Origin of the sequence: Mycobacterium sp. NBC_00419 (genome assembly GCF_036023875.1) — a bacterium.
GTDB lineage: Bacteria > Actinomycetota > Actinomycetes > Mycobacteriales > Mycobacteriaceae > Mycobacterium.
The window spans coordinates 5,204,129-5,222,624 of the sequence record NZ_CP107931.1 but is presented as its reverse complement, the minus strand read 5'-3'; the positions used below and the strand labels follow the sequence as shown (position 1 = coordinate 5,222,624).

Below are 18,496 nucleotides of genomic sequence, written 5' to 3'. Positions count from 1 at the left end.
ACCCGCCGCGGTGGCAGACTCCACCGCCATGGGCCCGCACGAACCGAGCATTCTCCGCGAGGTCGGCGGTGTGGTGATCGCCGAGGACGGCCCGCGGGTTCTGGTCATCGACCGCGGCAACGGCCCATCGGCGATCCTGGCGTTCGTATCCGGTGTACTCGCCGTGGTGTGCGGCGGCTTCGGTGCGGTCGCCCTCGCGGCTGTCGCGGCCGGCCACGGTGCCGGTCTGCCGACGTCGTTGTGTGCTGCCCTTCTGGTCGTCGGGATCGTCGCCGCGGCGGTCACCGTGGCGATCGTGCGCCGCATCCGGGGCAGCCGCTCGATTCCGGTGAGCCGTTACCGCCCCGTCGCGGTGTTCGACCGAGCCGCCCGGGTCTATCTCGACGCCGACGGGCGGCCACTGGCTCCGCTGGCGGCAGTCAGTTTCCACCGCCGCATGCAGCTGGGTTCGAGTTCACCCAAGCTGGTCGCTCAGACACCGGAGGCGACCTACACCCTGGTGCGTGGCAATCCGTTCACCGGCGGGCTCGGCGATCTGGATTCGGTGCTCACAACCGCGGTCCACGGCCCGCCGAGCTGAGGCATCATGTCGTGATGCGCTGGGTGCGGCTGACCGCGGCGGGCCTGCTGGCTGCCGGAATGCTGGTCGTTGGGCCGGGCGGGCCCGCCGGGGCGTGTGCCTGCGGCGGCATCGTGAGTCCCGATGTGGATGCCAGAGTCACCGGCGAGCAGGCCCTGGTCGCTCTCGATGGCGGCAACGAGACCATCGTGATGTCGCTGGACGTGACGTCCATTGCCGACAACGCCGGGCTGATCGTGCCGACCCCGACCCCGGCGGTGGCCGGTACTGCCGGCCCCGATCTGTTCAGCGAACTGGCGCGGCTGAGCGCCCCGAAGGTGGAACCCGGCCGCAACACCCGGACCGATCTCGATGAGGCCGGTGCGGCGCCTGGGGGCGCGCCGACCGTCGTGGCGCAGGTGCAGCTCGGGCCGTTGGAGGCCACCACACTGTCCGGCGGCGACCTGACTGGCGTGCGCAGCTGGCTCGACAAGCACGGCTACTCCATGCGCCAGGAGGTGACCGCGCAGCTCGACCCGTATCTGCGCGAGGGCTGGTCGTTCGTGGCGATGCGGCTCACCGGCGAGAAGCCGCTCAACGGCCAGCTGGATCCGGTGCGGCTGGACTTCGACTCCGATGAGCTGGTGTACCCGATGCGAATGTCGGCCGCCGCCAAGGACACTCAGCACGTCACGGTCTACACGTTGGCCCGCCACCGGATGCAGCGCACCGACGCCGACGCCGCCGGACAGGCGGTCACGGTGGACTTTGCAGGCCCGGTGCAGGGGCGCACCAGCGACCAGACGCTGACCGAGTTGAGTGCCACCAACCCGTATCTGACGAAGATCTCGACGACAATCACCGACCCCGCCGCGATCGCCACCGACTTCACGTTCGGCCCGGCGCCCACCGACGAGCCCTACCAACGGGTGATCCGGCACGGCGATGCCGAGGACGACACTGCCCTGTTGTGGGCTGTGGGTGCCTCGGTGCTCGTCGCTGTGCTGGCTGCGGCCGTCGGCGCCGGGTTGATCCTGCGTCACCGGCGCTCGGCGCGGTGAGGCTCAGCCCGCGTCGAGCAGATGCGTCGTGCCGCCGGGTGCGGCACTGACCGACGCCTTCAACCGGCCGAACAAGTCGATCGCCGACTGGATGGTGTCGTCGACGACGGCGCCGAAATCCGTGTCCACCGAACCGTTGTAGCGGCGTTGGGCGGCCACCCCGACCAGTCGAGGATCCGACGATGCGAACACCACGGCCGTTGCCGGCGGATCGCAGCGATTCCACTGCGCCGCCAACGCCGCCACCGTGGCGCGCGCGGCGGCCGGGTAGTAACGCTCGGCGGTGATGCTGATCTTCACCATGCGCCGGTCGGGGCCGCACGGTTCGAGGTGCACGTGCAGCCTGCCGTGGTAGGCGTTGACGAGGAAGAAGAACTCGTCGTCGTGGTGGCCCCGGAAGTACCGCACCTGCCGGGTGCGCAGGTAACGCTCGATAAGTTCAGCACCGAACTCGATGGTCATATCCAGCAAACGCACCACCGACCGGGCGCAGTTCCCGTAAACACCTGTGTACAGCCAAGAATCTCGTGAGAATTCGGTAAGTCGCGCCGCGCGCAGCGACTAGGTCAGCCTTGCGAGAACCTCGGCGATCACCGCGTCGACCGCCACGTCGACCTGTTCGCCGTTGGACAGGTCCTTGATGCCGACGGTGCCTGCCTCGATGTCCCGGTCCCCCGCGACCAGCGCGAAGCGGGCACCCGAACGGTCGGCCGCACGCATCGCACCCTTGATGCCGCGGTCGCCGTAGGCCAGATCGACCCGCACACCCGAGGCCCGCAGCCTGGCCGCGATCGTCGCCAGCGCCAGCTTGGCCTGCTCCCCCAGCGGCACCCCGAACACCTCGCAGCGGCTGGTGTTGCCCACCGTCTTACCTTCGGCCCGCAGCGCCAGCACGGTGCGGTCGACACCCAGCCCGAAGCCGATCCCCGACAGGTCCTGGCCACCGAGCTGACGCATCAGCCCGTCATAGCGGCCGCCGCCACCGATCCCGGACTGCGCACCCAGACCGTCGTGCACGAATTCGAAGGTGGTCTTGGTGTAGTAGTCCAGCCCGCGCACCATCCGCGGGTTGATCACATACGGCACCCCGAGCGCGTCGAGGTGGGCTAGCACCGTCTCGAAGTGCGCTTTGGCGACATCGGAGAGGTGGTCCAGCATGACCGGCGCGCCGGCCGTCATCTCCTTCATGTGCGGGCGCTTGTCATCGAGCACCCGCAGCGGGTTGATCTCGGCGCGCCGGCGGGTGTCCTCGTCGAGATCCAGCTTGAACAGGAACTCCTGCAGCAGCTCGCGATACTGCGGGCGGCAGGTGTCGTCACCCAGCGAGGTGATCTCGAGCCGGAAGCCGTCCAGGCCGAGCGAGCGGAAGCCGGCGTCGGCGATCGCGATCACCTCGGCGTCCAGAGCCGGGTCGTCGACCCCGATCGCCTCGATACCGACCTGCTGCAGCTGGCGGTAGCGGCCGGCCTGCGGGCGTTCGTAGCGGAAGAACGGCCCGGCGTAGCAGAGCTTGACCGGCAGCGCGCCGCGGTCCAGGCCGTGCTCGATCACCGCGCGCATGACGCCGGCGGTGCCCTCCGGGCGCAGCGTCACCGACCGTTCGCCGCGGTCGGCGAAGGTGTACATCTCCTTGGACACCACGTCGGTGGACTCGCCCACCCCGCGGGCGAACAGGGCGGTGTCCTCAAAGATCGGCAGCTCGATATCGCCGTAGCCGGCGCGGCGGGCCGCGGTCAGCAGGCCGTCGCGGACAGCGACGAACTCGGCCGACTCGGGCGGCAGGTAATCGGGGACACCCTTGGGTGCCTGGAATTCGCTCACAGAGTCAGACCTTCGAGGAACGGGTTGGTGCGGCGCTCGAGACCGATGGTGCTCGATTCGCCATGGCCGGGGAACACCAGGGTGTCATCGTCGAGCACCAGCAGTTTGTCGACGATGGAGGTCAGCAGCGCGTTGCCGCTGCCGCCGGGCAGGTCGGTGCGGCCGACCGACTGTTTGAACAGGGTGTCACCGGTGAAGAGGTGATTCTCCACCCGGAACACCACCGACCCTCGGGTATGCCCGGGTGTGTGGTCGACGGTGACGGCGAGGCCACCGAAGTCCAGCACGGCGCCGTCGCGGTCGAGTTCGACCACCTGCTTGGGTTCACGGAACAGCGCCCCGAGCGCCAGCTGGCCCAGCCGGGGACCGAGACCCCTGATGGGGTCGGCCAGCATATGCCGGTCCTCGGGATGGATGAACGCCGGGCAGCCGTAGGTGTCGGCCACCTTCTGCGCCGACCAGATGTGGTCGATGTGGCCGTGGGTCAACAACACCGCTGCCGGGGTGAGCCGGTTCTCGTCGAGGATGCGCCGCAACGTCCCCATCGCGCGCTGACCGGGGTCGACGACGATGGCGTCCGACCCCTTGCGCGGGGCCAGCACGTAGCAGTTACACGCCAACATGCCGGCCGGGAACCCGGTGAGCAACACGCCATCCAGTCTCCCATCCGCTGTTCGTGTGGGTCGCGGCCCCTCACCTCAGGATCAGCTGGCACACTCGTTGCCGACTCAACCCGACTGACTGCACGACGGAGGCTCACCGCGGTGCCCACCAACAAACAGCGACGCGAAACGGCCAAGCGCAAACTCGAGCGGCAGCTGGAGCGCCGGGAACAACAGGCCAAGCGACGCCGGCTGCTGGCCATCGTCGGCGGAATCGTGGCGGTCGCCGCGGCGGTGGCGTTGGTCGTGACCTTCGTCCTGACCGACAAGGACAAGAAGGACGACGACACCAGCACCGCTGCATCGTCGGCGCCCTCCAGCCCGGCAGCTGCGCCGGCCGGGGCGACCCCGCTGGTCCGTGGCGGCGCCGATCAGCTTCCCGCCTTCAAGGCGCCCGCCGACCTCGGTGCCAACTGCCAGTACCCGTCTGCCGGACCGGCCAGCAAGCCGGTCGAGGCGCCCAAGACCGGCAAGGTGCCCACCGACCCGGCCACCATCAGCGTCAGCATGGCCACCAACCAGGGCAACATCGGCCTGGTGCTGAACAACGGCGAGGCGACGTGCACCGTCAACAGCTTCGTCAGCCTGGCCCAGAAGGGGTTCTTCAACGACACCCCCTGCCACCGCCTGACCACCTCGCCGTCGCTGGCCGTGCTGCAGTGCGGTGACCCGACCGGCAGCGGCTCGGGCGGGCCGGGCTACGAGTTCGCCAACGAGTACCCGACCAATCAGTACGCCAAAGATGACCCGGCGTTGCAGAAGCCGGTGCTCTACCCGCGCGGATCGCTGGCGATGGCCAATGCCGGCCCGAACACCAACGGCAGCCAGTTCTTCCTGGTCTACAAGGATTCGCAGCTGCCGCCGAACTACACCGTGTTCGGCACGATCGACGCGACCGGCCTGGCGACGCTGGACAAGATCGCGGCCGCCGGGGTGGCCGACGGCGGCCCGGACGGCAAGCCGAAGACCGACGTCCAGATCAAGTCGGTACTGCTCGACTAGGCAGGGATGACACAACCGCCGTACTACCCTTCGCCACCACCGCCGGGCGCACCGCCGCCCTACGGTCCCGGGCCCTACCCGTACCCGCCGCCGCCGACCACCAACGGGATGGCGATCGCGTCGCTGATCTGCGCGTTCGTCTTCGCTCCGCTGGGCATCGTGTTCGGCCACATCTCGCTGTCCCAGATCAAGCGGACCGGCGAGGAAGGCCGCGGCCTGGCGATCGCCGGGCTGGTGATCAGCTACCTGGTGACGGTGCTGACGATCGTGGCGGTGATCGCCGGCGTCGCGCTGTTCGGGTGGATGGCCACCGTGCTGCGCGAGGAGGCTGCGCGCAACGGCGGTGCGGGCATCCCGCGCAGTGCTCCCGGCCCCGGCGGCGACCAGCTTCCCCCGTTCAAGCCGCCGGTCGGCCTCGGCGCCAACTGCACCTACCCCGCCACGGTCACCCCGGCCGACAAGGCGGCCAAACCGCCGCGGCCCGGCAAGGTGCCCACCGTTCCGGCCACCGTGGACGCGACGATGACCACCACCGCGGGCGCCATCGGACTGATCCTGGACAACGCCAAGGCGCCGTGCACCGTCAACAGCTTCGTCAGCCTGGCCCAGCAGGGCTACTTCGACGACACCCCGTGCCATCGGCTGACCGCGTCGGCGGCGCTGGCAGTGCTGCAGTGCGGCGACCCGACCGGCACGGGCCAGGGCGGGCCCGGCTACCGCTTCGCCAACGAGTACCCGACCAACCAGTACCGCCCGTTCGACCCGGCTCTGCAGCAGGCCATCGAATATCCGCGCGGCACACTGGCGATGGCCAATGCCGGGCCGGATTCCAATGGCAGCCAGTTCTTCATCGTCTATCGGGATTCGCTGCTGCCGCCCACCTATACGGTGTTCGGCCGGGTCGACGAGACCGGGCTGGCGACGGTGGACGCGATCGCCGGCGAGGGCATCACCGGCGACCCCGAGGACGGCCGGCCGAAGAACAAGGTGGTCGTCAGCTCGGTCCGGCTGGACTGATCGCGGCGCTAGTCGACCCGCGCGGGTAGGCCGAGGATGGTCGCGGCCTGATCGGGGGTGGCCACCGGACGGCCGGCCTGCGCGCACAATTCGACGGCCTCGGTGGTCAGTTCGACGTTGGTCGGGGTGCGTTCGCCACCGTAGAACTCCAGCCCGACGTGCAGGTGCCCGCCGCGCTCGAGGGCGAGCGTGGCGACGCGGTTGGCGCACAGGTCACCGCCGACCACCGAGACCGCCCACGGAATATCGCATCCCTCAAGCATTTCCATGTAGGCCCCGAACGCCCGCTCGGTGGGCGGCAGGCCGAACGGCGCCCCCATATATCCGCGTTCGGTGGAGAAGTAGAGCTTGATCATGGCACCCCTGGGCAGCCGGCCGGCCCGCCACCAGGCCAGCGCGGCGCGCAGGAACCCGGGCTCGTAGATCGCCAGGCTCGGACCGAGGTTCGTGGTGTGGCAGATCTCGAAGGCGTGGGCGACGGTGTCGAAGGAGTTGCGGTAGATCATCGATCCGGCCGGCAGTCCCTCGGCGTTGGTGTAGCCGAGGTTGACTGACCCGGGATCGGTCACCCCCAGTCGCATACCGCGGGCAGCCAGCGGGACGAGGTGCTCATAGGACGGCGAGAACGTCTCGTCGAGGTGAATTGTCGGGTACAGCAACGCATCCGGACGCTGCGCGAGGATCGGCTGCCACGCCTCGTCGTAGCGGTCGGCGGCCTCGTCCACGCCGATCCCGATCCGGTCGATGTGGTTGTGGATGATCGAGGCGCCGGCCCGCATGCAGGCCAGCGCGTCCGCGACGATCTCGGGTGGCTCGACGGGCACATGCGGGTTGGTCTTCTTCGTGGTGACGCCGTTGATGGCACATTCGATGATGACCGGTTCCATGTGCGCTCCTCTTCTACCCGATGTCAGCTGTGGCAAGAGCCGGCCTGACCCTTGGCGGTCGGCGGGGCGTCGATCGAGGGATTCTGGTCGAAGAAGCCCGATGGCTTGAGCCAGAACGACACCGTGTCGACCGACATGATCGGCCACTCCTCCATCCGGGTGATGTGGTTGATGCCGAAGACATACCACAGCACCACATCGGTGTTCTCAAGTGGCGCATCGTCTTTGACCCACTCACTCATCCCGGCGCAGCCCTCCGACTGGGTGGGGTACTGTCCGGCGGGCCAGCGCTCGTCGGGACTGTTCGCCGTCACCCACAGGGTGTGCCCGATGACCGGAGCCCGAAGGTATTGCGGCGTCGCGGGATCCATCATGACCGGGAAGCTGGCGGTGGGCACGAGCTTGTAGGACACCGGGGTGCCGTGGCGGTTGGTTTTGTTGGTGTTCACCACTTTCCACGACCGCTGGGTGGCCCAGTCGAAATCACGGGCGGCCTCGGCTTCGGAGCGGATCGGCGTCGAACGGGTCACCAGGGCAAGCCCGTACGGGTTCTCCGGTGAGACCGGCGGGGCCACCGAGTCGACCTCCATGACGGTGTTCTGGTCGCCGTCGACGTCCAGGTCGAGGCGGGCGATCAGGAAGTGCTGGTGGAACGGGGCGTAGGTGTTGGTGTCGACGACGGTGCCGTACGGCGGCGGCTCCTGCCCCTCGGGGAACGGCGTGGTCACCATGATGCCGGTGGCGCGGATCTCGCACTCGATGTTGCCGTCCTGGTAGAAGCGCCAATAGACCAGGTACTCGTAGTTGGCGACCGTGGCATGACACGAGATCACCATCCGGCGCTGTCGGCGCACCTCGGCCCCGGTCTTGTGGTCGACATGCTTCCACAGGACGGCGTTGTCCTCCTCGTGCAGGCAGATCGCGTTCTTGACGGTGTAGGGCTGGCCCTTGGTGTCGGGCAGCACGGCGTCGACGTAGACGATCTCGCCGAGGCAGTCACATCCCAGTTCCAGCGAGGTGGTCATGAAGCCCAGGCCCCACTCCCCGATGTCGTAGGCCGTCCGCCGGTAGTGGTCGAAACTGGGGTCCCGGTAGGGCACCACCATCTCGGCCAGCGACATGCGGTAGGCCACCTCGCGGCGGGTGCCGTTGTCGTCGAAGGAAACCTGGTAGAGCACCGGGCCCTCGCGGTAGTTGAAGCCCAGCCGGATACTCCAGTCCTGCCAGCGCAGTTCGGTGCCCTCCAGCGTGAAGGAGGTGCCTTCCGGCTGGGTGATGTGCAGCGGCTTGAGGTCGTCGCGCGACGGGATGCCCCGCACCGACGGCACGTACTCGCAGTCCACCTCGGGATGGCCGAAGTCGTGGTTCTGCTCGATCTCCAGCAGCTCCAGCGTGTTCATGTCCACCACCAGCTTCATCCCCGAGACGGGATGGCCGTACGGGTTGCCCTCGGGTGTAGCCCGCGCCCACAGGTCACACCAGCCCAGCCGGCGGTGCTTGTGCTGTTCGGGCATCAGCGCTTTGCCGTAGGTCCACACGTCGATCAGGATCAGACTCATGTCGGTGAAGCCACGCTCGGCCAGCGCGGCGATCACCTCGGGGTGCTTGCGCATCGCCTCGTCGACGTCGTGGAACTCGTCGACGGTGAAGTTGGGCATCACGCCGGGGATGTGTTCGAAGGACAGGACCGTGTCGCCGGTGAGATCCACCGTCGCCTCGTAGGTTTTGTTCTCGGTGCGGTCCAGCAGCACCGAGAACGACGTCCTGGCGATCGGTTCGCCGGGCCGCCATGCCTTCACCTCGGCTTTGAGCGGTTCCTTCAGTTCGATGGAGGTGAACCGGAAGCGGTCGTCGACGTGGCCCTCGCGTCGCAGGATGTCGGCCGTCTGCCGGAACTCCTCCGCGCTGAGCGGCTCAAGTGGATGCTGCGCCATCGGTGCCTCCTTGTTCGAGAGCCCTAGTCAACCGTTTGGCCGTCATCTTTGTCCCCGTCATGACACAATTCGCCGCGAGGCAGATGTGAGCGAACGACAGAGCTTGATATCAAAAGTCTTCGGATCCCGCGGTTTGACGGGGATCTCGGAGATCCGGACCTTCTTCCGGACCAACGAGCAACCGATTTTCTTCATCGGTCCCACCGCTTTCAATCTGCTCGGAATCGACCGCTGGGTAAGAGGATTCGAGTACATCGTGTACTACGACTCCTGGGATGGCGCCCATCCGAGGGTGTTCGCCCCGACCACCAAGCCCTACGTCGAGTTCAACAGCAGCGAGGAGATCAACAACTACCTGCTGCGCGACGCCGAGGTGCAACGGTTCATCGAGTCACGCTGCGCCCCGCGCCGGTTGCGCCCGATGGTCGCGATGGTGTTCTTCGACGAGGAAACCGAGCAGATCTGCGCCGAACTGGACTACGACCTGATCCTTCCGCCGGACTCGCTGCGCCGCCACCTGGACTCCAAGATCGTCACGACCAAACTCGGCGAAGAGGCCGGCGCCCCGTCGGTTCCCAACGTGCTGGACCGGGCGAGCAGCTACGCCGAACTCACCGAGCTGGCCGCCAACGCGGGCCTGGGTTCTGACCTGGTGGTGCAAACACCCTACGGCGACTCGGGCAAGACGACGTTCTTCATCGCAGGCGAAGCCGAGTGGGACCGCGACAGCGAGGACATCGTCGGCCAGGACCTCAAGATCATGAAGCGGATCAACAACCATGCCGTGGCGGTCGAAGCCGTCAACACCCGGCACGGCACCGTGGTCGGCCCGTTCATGACCGACCTCACCGGCTACCCCGAGCTGACCCCCTACCGCGGCGGCTGGTGCGGCAATGACCTTTTCCCCGAAGCACTTTCGGAAGCTCACCGCGCCACGGCCATCCGGCACGTGCAGCGCCTGGGCGACCGGCTGCGCAAGGAGGGCTACAAGGGCTTCTTCGAAGTCGACGTGCTGGTCGACCTCGACAGCGACGACGTCTACCTCGGTGAGCTCAATCCGCGGATCTCCGGCGCCTCGTCGATCACCAACGTCACCGCAGGCGCCTACTCCGACATCCCGCTGTTCCTGTTCCACCTGCTGGAGTTCATGGACGTCGACTACACCGTGGACGTCGACGAGATCAACGAGCGCTGGCGCGAACTGGCCGCCGTGGACGTGTGGGCGCAACTGATCATGAAAGAGCCCGAGGACTCGGTCGAACGAATCCTGGCCGCCCCCCGCACCGGCCGCTACCGGCTGGCCGAGGACGGGTCGCTGCACTTCGTCGCGGTGACCAACGACTGGCACGACGTCACCCACGAGGACGAGTGCTTCTACATGCGGGTCTACGGGCCGGGCGACTACCGCTTCAAGGGTGCCGATCTGGGCATTCTGGTGACCAAGGGCCGCATGCAGACCAATGACGGCCTGACCGCGCGCTGCCGCAGCTATATCGACGGGATCCGCTCGATGTACCAGAGCGAGCCGCTGGTGGAGCCGCCGACGGTGATTCCGATCGGCTACGTCAAGTAGCTTTGGTCAGCCGTGGCCGCGTTCGCGGCCCTCGACCACACCGATCGGCCCGCTGAGGTTGGCCCGGTGCCGCCCCGCACTCGGCAGGCCGGCGGCGTGCTGGCCGGCGGCGACGAAAGCCCGCACCGTGTCGAGCAGGTACACCGGGTTCTGGGCGGCCGGCCAGGTGGACAGCTTCACCGACACCGTGCGTGTCGCCCGGTCCACCAGAACCATCTGGCCGTGGATGCCCAGGCACAGCTGAAGATCGCCCAGCACGCCCGGCATGAACCAGAACTGGTTGCGGTACCAGCCGCCGGTGAGGAACGGCTCGGAATCCGAGGACGCGAACGCCGACCTGATATCGGGGTCGATGGTGCGTGCCTGGGTCAGCCAACCCTTGGGCACCACGGGCACACCGTCGACCAAACCCTCGTCGAGCACCATCTGCCCGAAGCGGGCCAGATCGCGTGCCCGGGCCGACATCCCGCCGTCGTGGATCGCCGAACCGACTGCATCACAGGTTATTTCGGCGTCGAACTCGGCACCGAGCGGCTGCCAGATCAGCTGTGAGATCAGGTCGGCCATCCGCACGCCGGCCACGCGCTCGCACACCCAGCCCAGCATGTCGGTATCGGCCGACCGGTAGACGAACGGCCCGCCGTGCGCCGACGCGGTGGCCAGGGTGCTCAGGTAGGCGTACATCCCGCGCACCTCGTCACCGTTGGCCCACGGCCGCCAGCCCATGTAGCGCTCCATCACCCGGACCTCGGCGTCGGGGTCGGTGTACTCCTCGCGGAACTGCACGCCGCTGCGCATGTCGAGCAGGTTGCGCACGGTGGCCCCGTCGTAGCCCGAGCCGGCGACCTCCGGCACGTAGCTGGTGACCGGCGCGTCGGGGTCCAGGTGTCCGTCGGCGGCCAGGATTCCGGTCACACAGCCGACGAAGGACTTCGTCACCGACATCAGCAGGTGCGGGGTGTCGGCGGCCATGGGGCCGAAGTAGTTCTCCAGCACGATGCGGCCGTCGTGCACGATCACCACCGCGTCGGTCCAGGTGTCGGCGAGCACGTCGGCCAGCGTCGAGGTGGCGCCCTCGATGCGGTGCACGCTGACGGCCTCGGGAACCAGCGGATGCTGGTGATAGTCCAGCCGGCGCACCGGACCCCAGCCGCGGGCGACGCGGTGCGTGGGAATGACCTCACGCAGGTGCTGGAAAGCCCAGCGGTTGAACGGGGGGTCCTGCCAGTTCGCCAGCGTCACCTGCGTGGGCTCAGCCGGGGGAAAACCGGACATCAGTGGCGCATCCACCATGGAAGAAGACCCTACAGGTGCACGGTCGGACGACCGCCGGTCAGGCTGACGGCGTTCAGTTCCGGCCGCCCATCAGCCGCCCCGTCACGGTGATCAACAGCCGCCGCGGCACCAGCCTGGTCAGCAGGTGTGCGGTGACGGCGTTGCTGAGCCCGTCGACAAAACTCGGCTTGCCGCCATCGAGTTCGCGGATGGTGCGCTCGACGACCTGCCGCGCGGAACGCTTCTTGCCCAGCGCCGCCGATTCGCCTGCGATGTCGAAGAATTCGGTGTCGGTGGCACCGGGGCACACCGCGAGCACACGGATCCCGTGCGGCTTCTCCTCGGCCCACAGTGCTTCGCTGAACGACAGCACGAACGCCTTGGTCGCCCCGTAGACCGCCATGTGCGGCACCGGCTGAAAACCGGCGGTGGAGGCGATGTTGACGATCGTGCCGCGGCCCCGAGCGCGCATCCCGGGCAGGTAGCGCGCCGTCAGGTCGACCAGCGTGGCGCAGTTGAGCTGGATCTCGTCGGCCAGCCGCTGCGGGTCGGCGTCGACGAGATCGCCGTGGGTGCCGAATCCGGCGTTGTTGATCAGCACATCGACCGTGATGCCCGCCGCCTCGGTGGCCGAGACCAGTTCGGCGCCCGCACCCGCGACGGCCAGGTCGCGGGCGAAGACGGTGACCGCGACGTTGTGCGCCGAACGCAGCTCGCTCGCCAGCGTTTCCAGCGCATCCTGGCGGCGGGCGACCAGCACCAGGTCATGTCCGCGGGCGGCGAAAGCGCGCGCATACTCGGCGCCGAGTCCGGCCGAAGCCCCGGTGATCACTGTCGCCATCGTCACGCCGCGCTAGTCACTCGGTAGACGTCGTAGACGCCTTCGACATTGCGCACCGTGTTGAGCACATGGCCCAGATGCTTGGGATCACCCATCTCGAAGGTGAAGCGGCTGATGGCCACCCGGTCGTTGGAGGTGGTCACCGACGCCGACAGGATGTTCACCCGTTCGTCGGCCAGCACCCGGGTGACATCGGAGAGCAGCCGATGCCGGTCGAGCGCCTCGACCTGGATCGCCACCAGGAACACCGACGTGGGCGAGGGCGCCCAGTGCACCTCGATGATGCGTTCGGCCTGCTGCTGCAGCGATGTGGCGTTGGTGCAGTCGGTGCGGTGCACGCTGACCCCGCCGCCACGGGTGACGAAGCCCATGATGTTGTCCCCGGGCACCGGCGTGCAGCACTTGGCCAGTTTGGTCAGCGTTCCGGGCGCGCCGGGCACCGCCACCCCGGTGTCGTCGTTGTTGCGCTGACGCACCGGCATGGTGGCTGGCGTATACCGTTCGGCCAGTTCATCTTCGGCGCTGTCGGTGCCGCCGAGCTGGGCCACCAGGCGCTGCACCACGTGCCGCGGCGAGACGTGACCCTCGCCGACGGCCGTGTAGAGCGCTGAGACGTCGCCGTAGCGCAGCTCCTGGGCCAGGGCAGCCATCGCCTCGCCATTGACCAAGCGCTGCAACGGAAGTCCACCCCGGCGCACCTCACGGGCGATGGAATCCTTGCCCGCCTCCAGAGCCTCCTCGCGGCGCTCCTTGGCGAACCACTGCCGAATCTTGGCCTTGGCGCGTGGGGACACCACGAAGGTCTGCCAGTCCCGGGACGGTCCGGCATTCGGCGCCTTGGAGGTGAAAACCTCGACCACTTCCCCGTTTTCGAGCTTGCGCTCCAATGCGACCAGTCGGCCGTTGACGCGGGCGCCGATGCACCGGTGGCCGACCTCGGTGTGCACGGCGTAGGCGAAGTCCACCGGGGTGGACCCGGCAGGAAGCGTGATCACGTCACCCTTCGGGGTGAACACGAAGATCTCCTGGACGGCGAGGTCGTAGCGCAGTGACTCGAGGAACTCGCCGGGGTCGGCGGCTTCCCGCTGCCAGTCGAGCAGTTGGCGCATCCAGGCCATGTCGTCGATCTCGGCGGCGGCATGCGGATGCGGAACTCCGTTGCGGCCCTTGGATTCTTTGTAGCGCCAGTGCGCGGCGATACCGTACTCGGCGGTGCGGTGCATGTCGCGGGTGCGGATCTGCACCTCCAGCGGCTTGCCTTCCGGGCCGACGACGGTGGTGTGCAACGACTGGTACACCCCGTAGCGGGGCTGGGCGATGTAGTCCTTGAAGCGGCCCGGCATCGGCTGCCACAGCGAATGCACCACGCCCACAGCGGCATAGCAGTCGCGGATCTCGTCGCACAGGATGCGTACCCCGACCAGGTCGTGGATGTCGTCGAAATCGCGGCCCTTGACAATCATCTTCTGATAGATCGACCAGTAGTGCTTGGGCCTGCCCTCGACGACCGCCCCGATCTTCATCCCGGACAGCGCACTGTTGATCTCGGCACGCACCTTGGCCAGATAGGTGTCGCGCGAGGGCGCCCGGTCGGCGACCAGGCGGACGATCTCGTCGTAGCGCTTGGGGTGCAGGATCGCGAACGACAGATCCTCCAGCTCCCACTTGACGGTGGCCATACCGAGGCGATGCGCAAGCGGCGCAATGACTTCCAGCGTCTCGCGGGCTTTGCGGGCCTGCTTCTCCGGCGGCAGGAATCGCATGGTCCGCATGTTGTGCAGCCGGTCGGCGACCTTGATGACGAGCACCCGCGGGTCGCGCGCCATCGCGATGATCATCTTGCGGATGGTCTCGCCCTCCGCGGCGCTGCCCAGCACAACCTTGTCCAGCTTGGTGACGCCGTCGACCAGGTGGCCGACCTCGTCGCCGAAGTCGGTGGTCAGCGCCTCCAGCGTGTAGCCGGTGTCCTCGACGGTGTCGTGCAGCAGAGCAGCAACCAGCGTGGTGGTGTCCATGCCGAGTTCGGCCAGGATGTTGGCGACCGCCAGCGGATGGGTGATGTACGGGTCGCCGGAGCGGCGCAGCTGGTCGGCGTGCTTGGCCTCGGCGACGTCGTAGGCCCGCTGCAGGAACACCAGATCGGCCTTGGGATAGATCTGGCGGTGCACCGCCACCAGCGGCTCGAGCACGGGATTGAGCGTGCTGCGCTGCGACGTCATCCGCCTGGCCAGTCGCGCGCGGACCCGCCGCGATGCGCTGCTGGTGGACTTGGAGGTCTCCACCCGCGGCTCGGCGGGCGGAATCTCGGCGACCGGCAGGGGCTGTACCGCCGCGCCTGTGCCCGGTTCGTCAGCCATGGTCACCTCCTCGCGCTCGCTCCCGTACAGCGAGGATATCGCCTCACATGCTGCGCAAGCTGCGGACCGGCAGCGGCGCCACTTTTTCGCGCCCACCGAGTGCAGCCAGTTCCAGCACCACCGCGGCCACCGGCACGTCGGCCCCGCCGGCGATCAGCAGGTCACGTGCGGCGGCGATGGTGCCGCCGGTGGCCAGCACGTCGTCGATGATCACGATTCGCCGGCCGGTCAGCTCGATGCCCTCAGCCGGGATCTCCAGCGTCGCCGTGCCGTACTCCAGGTCATAGGTGCGGCTGTGCACCGGCGGGGGCAACTTGCCGCCCTTGCGGATGGCGAGCACGCCGATGCCGAGGCGGTGAGCCACCGCGCCGCCGAGCAGAAAACCGCGGGCGTCGATCCCGGCCACCAGGTCGGCCCCGTCGGCGATCTCCGCCAGCGCACCGGTCACCACGGCGAACCCGTGGGTGTCGGCCAGCACCGGGGTGAGGTCCTTGAACTGGATGCCCGGTTCCGGGAAGTCGGGCACCTCGCGGGTCAGCCCGGCGATCACGTCGGCAACGGATGTCTGTCGCCGGCCGCCCGGCTCGTCGGATTCCGGTGTTTGTGTCACTGCTCGTACACCCATCGGTCCATGTTCCAGCCCGCGCCCCATTTGGTCGGATTGCCTTCCACGGCATACATCTTCTTCGACGCCATCACCGTGCGCTGCTGACGGTACAGCGGCAGCGTGGGCATGTCGCCCCACAGGATCGGCGAGCTATCCCCGAGCAGACGCGCCTGCTCCTTGAGGTCGGTGGTGACCGCCAGCGCGGAGATGATCCCGTCGATCTGCGGGTTGGAGTAGCCGGGCAGGTTGTTGCCGTTGCCGCTGAACAGCGTGTAGGCATCCATGGCCGACGAGCCGGTGGAGCCGCTGCCGGAGGCTCCGCCGGTACTGGCCAGCAGCATGTCGATACCGCCGTCGCGCAATGTCTGCGGGCCGGTGGTGTCCGACGTCGCATCCACCACGGTGATGCCCGCGGCCGCGCAGGATTTGGTGATCGCCCCGACGGTCGCGGCCAGCCGGGGGTTGGGCGCCTGGTAGCCGACCCGCACGGTCAGCGGCTGTCCGTTCAGCGCGGCGCGTGCGGCATCGGGATCGGCCGCCCCGAACTGGCCGACGGCAGCAGTCCCCTCGACACCGGTGTAGGCGTTGTCGTCAGCCGGGTTGAGCCGGGCGGTGGAGATCGGCGACTCGGCGTTGAGCGCGATGAGGTCCCGCGGTGTGCACAGCGCCACCGCGCGCCGGGCCGGCGGCCCCGCCAGCGGCCCGACGGGGGCGAAGATGAGCTGCTCGATACCGCCGGAGGGGATCTCGAAGCGGTCGTAGTCGTCCGGGGTCGTCAGGGTGCCCGAGGACCCGGTCGCGACGTCAACGACCTGGAAGCTGCCATTGTTGAGGCGGTCCTGAACGTCGACCCCGCGCGGCCACACCGTCACCCGCTTGGTGATGGGTTTGGCACCCCACCAGCGGTCGTTGGCGGTCAGCACGACCGCGCCCTCGGGCAGCACCGAGTCGATCTTGTACGGGCCCGACGACGGGAACTTCTTGAGGTCCGCGCCCTTCATCCCGGGCTTGAGGTCCCAAGTGGTGTTCCAGGCCTGCGCGACCCGGTCGACGGCCGCGGGGTCACCGACCTGCAGCACCTGGGTGACGCTGAGCCCGAGTTCGTCGTCGAGGACGTGCGAAGGCATCATCGATGTCGCGGTGAACAACTGCATGTAGTCGGTGATGGCCCGGCCGGGTGCGAAGCTCACCCTGGCCTTCTTCTGCCCCGGACGGCATTCGATGCCGTCGATGTCGAGGTAGCCGGCGCGGCTGGCGGCGGCGAAGGCCGGGAAGCGCCCCGACTGGGCGGCCCACGCCAGCACCATGTCGTCGCACGTCACCGGTTTGCCGTCGGAATACACGGCGTTGTCGGCGATCTGATAGTCGAGCACCAGCGGATCGCGGCCCACCACCGCGACCGAACCGAAGTCGTGGTCGGCCAGCGGCTGGCCGTCCGGACCGTGGATGGTGAACCCGGTCAGCACGCGGGCGAAGGCCTGCGGGCCCGCCGACGCCGCCCCGGAGACGGTGTTGGTGTTGTAGCTGATCAGCATGCCGTCGACGGCGTAGTTGACCTGCTCGGCGGCGCTACCGGTGCAGGCGCTGAGCGTGCCGGCGGCGAGAACGCCCACGACAGCCGCCGCCGAGAGAGCGGCGGCGCCCCTGCGCCGGACAACCATGTCGCGTTATCGCCCTCGGGTGCTGCGCTTGCCTGTCGGCCGGCCCGCGCGCGAGCTGGACGGCCGGACCGGGCGGGCGCCGGGCGCCGGCTTGTTGCCCACCGCAGCGGGCACCGGCTCGGCCTCGACGTCGTCGCCGGTGATCTCGGCGGCGGTGGTGGTGGCCGCCGGCTTGCGGCGGTTGAGCACCCGGCGGGTGTGGGTGCGTACCTTGTCGGTGCGCTCCCGCATGGTCACCAGCAGCGGTGTCGCGAAGAAGATCGACGAGTAGGTACCGACGATGACACCGACCAGCTGCACCAGAGCCAGGTCCATCAGCGTGCCGACACCGAGCAACCAGACCGCCACCACGATGAGCGCCAGGATCGGCAGCACCGAGATGAGGCTGGTGTTGATCGAACGCATGAAGGTCTGGTTGACCGCCAGGTTGGCCTGCTCGGCAAAGGTTCGCCGGGTGGTGTGTTCGAAGCCGTGGGTGTTCTCCTCGACCTTGTCGAACACGATGACCGTGTCGTAGAGCGAGAAGCCCAGAATGGTCAGCAGGCCGATCACCGTCGCAGGTGTCACCTCGAAGCCCACGATCGAGTACACGCCCGCGGTGACGACCAGGTCGAACACCAGCGTTGTCAGCGCCGAGATCGCCATGTACTTCTCGTAGCGCAGGGTGATGTAGATGGCGGCGAGCACCAGGAACACCACCAGCGCCAGCAGCGCCTTCTTGGTGATCTGGTCACCCCAGGTTTCGGAGACCGCGGAGTCGCTGATCGCCGTCTCGCTGGGCTGGCCGTCGGAACCCTTGGGCTTGAACGCGTCGAACAGCGCGGTGCGCAGCTGGGCGGTCTGCTGATTGCTCAGCGCCTCCGAGCGGATCTGGATGGTCGCCGTGGAACCGTTGCCCACCTGGACCACCGCCTCGGGGCTCTTACCGAGGGTCTTGCTGAACACGTCCTCGACCTGCTGGGTGGTGGCGATGCTCGTCTCACCCGCCACCGGCAGCGAGACCTTGGTGCCACCTTCGAAGTCGATGCCGAACGTGAAGCCCTTGAGCACGATGCTGGCCACCGCGGCCGCCACGATCAGGCCGCTGATGGCGTACCACATCTTGCGTCTACCGATGACCTCGAAGGCGCCGGTGCCGGTGTAGAGGCGGACGAAGAAGTTATGCCTGGGTGCGGCGGCTTCGAGGTCGGGCGCCTCGACGCCGGTGGTTTCGGTGTCTTCGGTCGTATCCCTGGCCAT

The 18,496-nt window shown here is 68.1% G+C and carries 16 protein-coding genes; 5 read left to right on the top strand and 11 right to left on the bottom strand.

What is annotated here, in order from left to right:
• Nucleotides 1–28: 28 nt before the first annotated feature.
• The gene (locus tag OG976_RS24980) at nt 29–580 is read left to right on the top strand and encodes a hypothetical protein (protein WP_328355166.1); all 552 of its coding nucleotides are present in this window, start codon (nt 29–31) and stop codon (nt 578–580) included.
• A 14-nt stretch (nt 581–594) separates the two neighbouring features.
• Entirely contained in the window at nt 595–1,620 is a 1,026-nt protein-coding gene (locus OG976_RS24975; protein WP_328355163.1) for a DUF2330 domain-containing protein, read from the top strand.
• 3 nt (nt 1,621–1,623) lie between these two features.
• Here OG976_RS24975 and OG976_RS24970 read toward each other — a convergent pair whose 3' ends face one another.
• The 3 genes from OG976_RS24970 to OG976_RS24960 form a co-directional block, all read right to left on the bottom strand.
• On the bottom strand, nt 1,624–2,082 hold the full coding sequence (locus OG976_RS24970; protein WP_328355160.1) for a hypothetical protein: 459 nt from the start codon (nt 2,080–2,082) through the stop codon (nt 1,624–1,626).
• Nucleotides 2,083–2,181: 99 nt separating this feature from the next.
• Complete coding sequence (hisS, locus tag OG976_RS24965; protein WP_328355157.1) at nt 2,182–3,441, bottom strand: histidine--tRNA ligase; 1,260 nt, start codon at nt 3,439–3,441, stop codon at nt 2,182–2,184.
• Complete coding sequence (locus OG976_RS24960; RefSeq protein ID WP_328355154.1) at nt 3,438–4,091, bottom strand: MBL fold metallo-hydrolase; 654 nt, start codon at nt 4,089–4,091, stop codon at nt 3,438–3,440. Before OG976_RS24960 ends, hisS begins: the two co-directional genes overlap by 4 nt.
• A gap of 114 nt (nt 4,092–4,205) precedes the next feature.
• Here OG976_RS24960 and OG976_RS24955 point away from each other — a divergent pair, with 114 nt between their 5' ends.
• A complete protein-coding gene (locus OG976_RS24955; RefSeq protein ID WP_328355151.1) occupies nt 4,206–5,105 on the top strand; it encodes a peptidylprolyl isomerase in 900 nt (299 codons plus the stop codon).
• Between the two features lie 6 nt (nt 5,106–5,111).
• The gene (locus tag OG976_RS24950) at nt 5,112–6,122 is read left to right on the top strand and encodes a peptidylprolyl isomerase (protein WP_328355148.1); all 1,011 of its coding nucleotides are present in this window, start codon (nt 5,112–5,114) and stop codon (nt 6,120–6,122) included.
• A gap of 8 nt (nt 6,123–6,130) precedes the next feature.
• Here the strand turns inward: OG976_RS24950 and OG976_RS24945 are convergent, their stop codons facing one another.
• Both OG976_RS24945 and OG976_RS24940 read right to left on the bottom strand, forming a co-directional pair.
• Nucleotides 6,131–7,009: a 3-keto-5-aminohexanoate cleavage protein gene (locus tag OG976_RS24945; protein ID WP_328355145.1), complete on the bottom strand. Its 879-nt coding sequence runs from the start codon at nt 7,007–7,009 to the stop codon at nt 6,131–6,133.
• A gap of 23 nt (nt 7,010–7,032) precedes the next feature.
• On the bottom strand, nt 7,033–8,943 hold the full coding sequence (locus OG976_RS24940) for a primary-amine oxidase (RefSeq protein WP_442930385.1): 1,911 nt from the start codon (nt 8,941–8,943) through the stop codon (nt 7,033–7,035).
• On the opposite strand from OG976_RS24940, the gene OG976_RS24935 reads away from it, so the two are divergent.
• A complete protein-coding gene (locus tag OG976_RS24935; RefSeq protein ID WP_442930384.1) occupies nt 8,885–10,516 on the top strand; it encodes a biotin carboxylase in 1,632 nt (543 codons plus the stop codon). The two genes, OG976_RS24940 and OG976_RS24935, sit on opposite strands and share 59 nt — an antisense overlap.
• 6 nt (nt 10,517–10,522) lie before the next feature.
• On the opposite strand, the gene OG976_RS24930 is transcribed toward OG976_RS24935, so the two are convergent.
• Genes OG976_RS24930 through secF form a run of 6 tightly spaced genes read right to left on the bottom strand, consistent with a single transcriptional unit; the run spans nt 10,523 to nt 18,496 of the window.
• On the bottom strand, nt 10,523–11,809 hold the full coding sequence (locus OG976_RS24930) for a serine hydrolase domain-containing protein (RefSeq protein WP_328355139.1): 1,287 nt from the start codon (nt 11,807–11,809) through the stop codon (nt 10,523–10,525).
• A gap of 55 nt (nt 11,810–11,864) precedes the next feature.
• Nucleotides 11,865–12,632: an SDR family NAD(P)-dependent oxidoreductase gene (locus OG976_RS24925; RefSeq protein ID WP_328363981.1), complete on the bottom strand. Its 768-nt coding sequence runs from the start codon at nt 12,630–12,632 to the stop codon at nt 11,865–11,867.
• Between the two features lie 2 nt (nt 12,633–12,634).
• Nucleotides 12,635–14,989, bottom strand: coding sequence for a RelA/SpoT family protein (locus OG976_RS24920; protein ID WP_328355136.1), 2,355 nt, complete (start codon nt 14,987–14,989; stop codon nt 12,635–12,637).
• Between the two features lie 43 nt (nt 14,990–15,032).
• The gene (locus OG976_RS24915; RefSeq protein ID WP_328355133.1) at nt 15,033–15,614 is read right to left on the bottom strand and encodes an adenine phosphoribosyltransferase; all 582 of its coding nucleotides are present in this window, start codon (nt 15,612–15,614) and stop codon (nt 15,033–15,035) included.
• Nucleotides 15,596–17,257, bottom strand: coding sequence for an ABC transporter substrate-binding protein (locus OG976_RS24910; protein WP_328355130.1), 1,662 nt, complete (start codon nt 17,255–17,257; stop codon nt 15,596–15,598). Before OG976_RS24910 ends, OG976_RS24915 begins: the two co-directional genes overlap by 19 nt.
• 6 nt (nt 17,258–17,263) lie before the next feature.
• Entirely contained in the window at nt 17,264–18,496 is a 1,233-nt protein-coding gene (gene secF / locus OG976_RS24905; RefSeq protein WP_328355127.1) for a protein translocase subunit SecF, read from the bottom strand.